3 protein-coding genes are annotated in these 3808 nt (G+C 60.7%); all 3 read left to right on the top strand.

The window, feature by feature from the left end; translation table 11 throughout:
- Positions 1 to 132: 132 nt before the first annotated feature.
- From GR702_RS21835 to GR702_RS21825, 3 genes are read left to right on the top strand one after another with little or no spacing between them, the layout of a single operon-like run.
- A complete protein-coding gene (locus GR702_RS21835; RefSeq protein ID WP_066212555.1) occupies positions 133 to 1365 on the top strand; it encodes a site-specific integrase in 1233 nt (410 codons plus the stop codon).
- Entirely contained in the window at positions 1362 to 2717 is a 1356-nt protein-coding gene (locus GR702_RS21830) for a tyrosine-type recombinase/integrase (RefSeq protein ID WP_066212557.1), read from the top strand. The genes GR702_RS21835 and GR702_RS21830 overlap by 4 nt, the downstream gene beginning before the upstream one ends.
- Positions 2714 to 3718 (top strand): site-specific integrase, encoded by a 1005-nt coding sequence (locus GR702_RS21825; RefSeq protein ID WP_036529394.1) that lies wholly within the window; start codon positions 2714 to 2716, stop codon positions 3716 to 3718. Before GR702_RS21830 ends, GR702_RS21825 begins: the two co-directional genes overlap by 4 nt.
- Positions 3719 to 3808: the final 90 nt, after the last annotated feature.

Below are 3808 nucleotides of genomic sequence, written 5' to 3'. Positions count from 1 at the left end.
GCTTATCGCGAGGAAGCGGTAATGCGAAGGAACGCGGCGTAGGCGCGGGATTCCAGGGGTGCGGCACGAAGTTGCTGCGCATTATTTTGATTGCGAACCTCGGCGGTCTCTGGACCAGCTGAGGAGTCAATCATGCTGAAATTACACGACGAACTGATCGCCGAACTTTCGAATTTGCTCACGACGCAGAATTACAACCCGGTGGTCGTAGCGAACCATCGCCTCTACGCACGCGCGTTTCTCGATTATCTGGCCGAGTGCGATATCCAAGTCGCCACTGTGACGCCGGCGCAGGTTGCTCAATATTTTGCCTATGCAGCGCGGGACTTTGCGGCCGAGTATGGTCGGCTGCCCAGCGTGCGCTGGCATATGTTGCCGCGCACTGCGATCGCCAAGCTCCTTCGCCTTGCCCAAGGCAAATGGCCCCCTGAGGCGGAGCTGATCGGTCCGGATGCCGCAGTCCGACAGGCGATCTGCTGCGAGTACGAGGCATGGCTGCGCGAGGAGCGCGGCTTAGCAAATGCGACCATTGCGGCGCTTATGTGGGAGGCCCGAAACTTCCTGCGATGGCAGTTCGACCGCGGCGGTGCTGGCAGTCTCCAGACATTGAGCGTCGTGGATGTCGATCTCTACATGGACATGCGCGCGCCGGGCTTACGGCGAAAATCATTAGCCGATGTCGCTGAGCGTCTCCGCTCGGTGGTGCGCTATCTGCATCGAACGGGGCGCGTTCCGGCCGATCTCACGCCGCACATCATCGGCCCCATGCTCTATGCCTACGAAGATGTGCCCTCGACGCTGGACAACGAGCAAATCGTCGCAGTGCTGGCGACAACGAGGATGGACAAATCGCCGCGGGGACTACGCGATTATGCGATACTTCAGTTACTTGCCACATATGGGTTGCGCGAAGGTGAGATTTGCCGGCTTCGCCTCGAAGACGTGAACTGGCACGGGGAATTCCTGCGCATCCGCCATACCAAGACCAATGCGTACTCCTACCTGCCGCTATTGGTGCCTGTCGGTGAAGCCCTCCTTGGCTATCTCCGACTTGGGCGCCCGCAGGTCGAGGTCCGGGAAATCTTCATCCGAACCCTCGCGCCCTACATCGCAATGACAAACCTGTACGGTATGGTCCGCAGCCGGTTGGCGGCCGCAGGCGTCAAGCCGTCAGGAAAGCGGGGGCCGCATGTCTTCCGCCACGCGCGTGCGGTCGAAATGCTGCGGGCGTCTGTGCCGCAAAAACTGATCGGCGACCTGCTTGGGCATCGATCCACCGAATCCACCAATACCTACCTCAAGCTGGCGACAGATGATCTCCGAGCCGTGGCGCTCGATGTACCGGGAACGGAGGTGCTGTCATGAGCGCTTGGCACGATCCCGATCGCACCCTCGTCAATATCTTCCTGGAAAAATCGCAGTTCCGGTCGGGAAGCAGGCCAACGTATCGCTGGTTCCTTCGCAGCTTCGAGGATGCAGCCCGGTGTCATCCGGCGGTTGACCGGCAGATGCTCACCGCCTGGCTGAGAGACATGGAAAAGCGTTGGCGCTTGCGGACGCTGCTTAACCAGGTCTGCATCGTGGATCGCTTCCTCGACCACCTCGTGGAAATCGGGCGGATCGCCAACAACCCCATCGCGTTGTTGCGCAGTCAGTACAACGTCAAACAAAACAAGCCGATCTGGAGGGCGCTGGCTTCGCCCAATCCCGACGAGGCCTTGGCCGCGTTACGACGGCCGGTGCCCTTCGGCAGCGTACTGGGGGACTTCATGCGCGACCATGTCATGCTGATGCGCAGCAGGGGATATCAATATGAAGCACAAGCTCACTGGCTGCTGCGGTTCGATCGGTTCCTTCAGGTCCATCCGGAGCTAGCAAAGAAACCACTTGAGGCAATGCTTACGAGTTGGGCGGCTGCCAAGCCGACCCGCAACCACGCGGCGGAATGCCAGAAGCTAGCGCGCATCCTGACCAAAGCGCGGTTCCGCCTTGATCCGACCATCCCACCGAAGCCGTTCAACATCCGGCCTGAGACGGAAATCAGGCGTGACCATAGGCGTCCGCATATCTTCAGCCCCGCTGACGTTCGGCGTATGCTCGATACCGCCCGGACTTATCCGTCGCCGGACGCTCCGCTGCGGCCGTTGACCCTCTACACCATGATAATGCTGGCCTATTGCGCCGGGCTACGGCGAAGCGAACTGGCATGGCTCGATCTTGGTGACGTGGACCTGCAAGCGGGCACGATCACGATCCGGGAAACGAAGTTCTACAAGACCAGGATATTGCCGCTATCCAACAGCGTCCTGGTTGAGCTGCACGCCTACATCGATGCAAGGCGGCGCGCCGGCGCGTCTCAGGACCTGCAATCAGGGCTGTTCTGGCATGCTCACTTTAATGGCCGCTACAGTCCCGAGGCGGTAACAACGATGATCACCAACGTCATGCGTCGTGCTGGGCTCAAACCTGCTTCGGGGCGAACGGGACCTCGTGTTCATGACCTGCGTCACTCGATGGTGGTGAATCGAATCCTCCAATGGTACCGATCCGGCATTAACCCGCAGGAAAAGCTGCACTTCCTATCAACTTACATGGGCCACCGGGATCTTCACTCCACGCTGGTCTACATCACCGTCACGCAGGAGCTGTTACAGGAAGCCAGTGAACGGTTCCGCGCGCTCGGCGCCCCGTGCCTCGGCATGGAGGTACGGCTATGAAGAAAGGCAATCCCTTGCCCGCGTTGTTGCGGGCGTTCTTCCAGGAGTGGCTGGCCGAGCAGCGCAGCGCGTCAATCCACACGATCCGCTCTTATCGCGACGCCTGGCGGCTGCTGCTTCGGTTCGTCGCGGAGCGAAAAGGCTGCGGGGTTGCGCGACTGATGCTCACCGACGTCTCGGCCGGCGAGGTGCGCGCGTTCCTTCATCATACCGAGCATGGCCGCAAGACCACGATCGGCACGCGGAACTGCCGACTGGCCGCCATCCGCAGCTTCTTCAGCTTCGTGGCGGACAAAAATCCGGAATACATCGCGCAGTGCTCAGAGGTACTGGCTGTACCGTTGAAGCGGGAGCCCACCCCCGCGCCGTATTACCTCGAGCCCGAGGAGGTCGAGGCCATACTCGCCCAGCCCGACCGATCGACACTCGAAGGGCTGCGCGACCATGTACTGCTCTCGTTCCTCTACAACAGTGGTGCGAGAATCCAGGAGGCGCTCGACCTCTGTCCCGGAGCAATCCGGTTCGATGCACCGAACTTCGTTCGTCTTTACGGCAAGGGGCGCAAGGAACGCATCTGCCCGCTCTGGCCAGAAACCGTGGCATTGCTCAGGAAGCTGCTGGAGCGACAGCCGCGTGCGCCCGATGAACGGATCTTCGTCAATCGATACGGTGAACCGCTCGGAGCCTCAGGCGTGCGGTTCAAGCTCAACGCTTACGTGGGACAAGCCGCGAAATCGACGCTGACCCTCCAGTCAAAACACGTTACGCCTCACAGCTTCCGGCACGCGACCGCCGTCCACCTCGTTGCCGCCGGGGTCGATATCACCGTCATCCGCAGTTGGCTCGGGCACGTCAGCCTCGATACGACCAATCACTATGCTCAGGCCAATCTGGAGACCAAACGCAAGGCGCTGGAACAGGTCTGCGCCCCGGCGGCGAGCAACGTGCCACCTTCGTGGAAGCGAGATGCCAGTCTGATGGAATGGCTCGACACCCTGTAGAATAATGTGAAGGACGTGGCGAAATGCTCCGCAGCGTCGCAGGCCTACGCCGCGTTCCTTCGCATTACCGCTTCCTCGCGATAAGCCATC

It is taken from the genome of Novosphingobium silvae (assembly GCF_009856825.1).
Lineage (GTDB): Bacteria > Pseudomonadota > Alphaproteobacteria > Sphingomonadales > Sphingomonadaceae > Novosphingobium > Novosphingobium silvae.
This window is presented reverse-complemented; position numbering and strand designations above follow the sequence as displayed.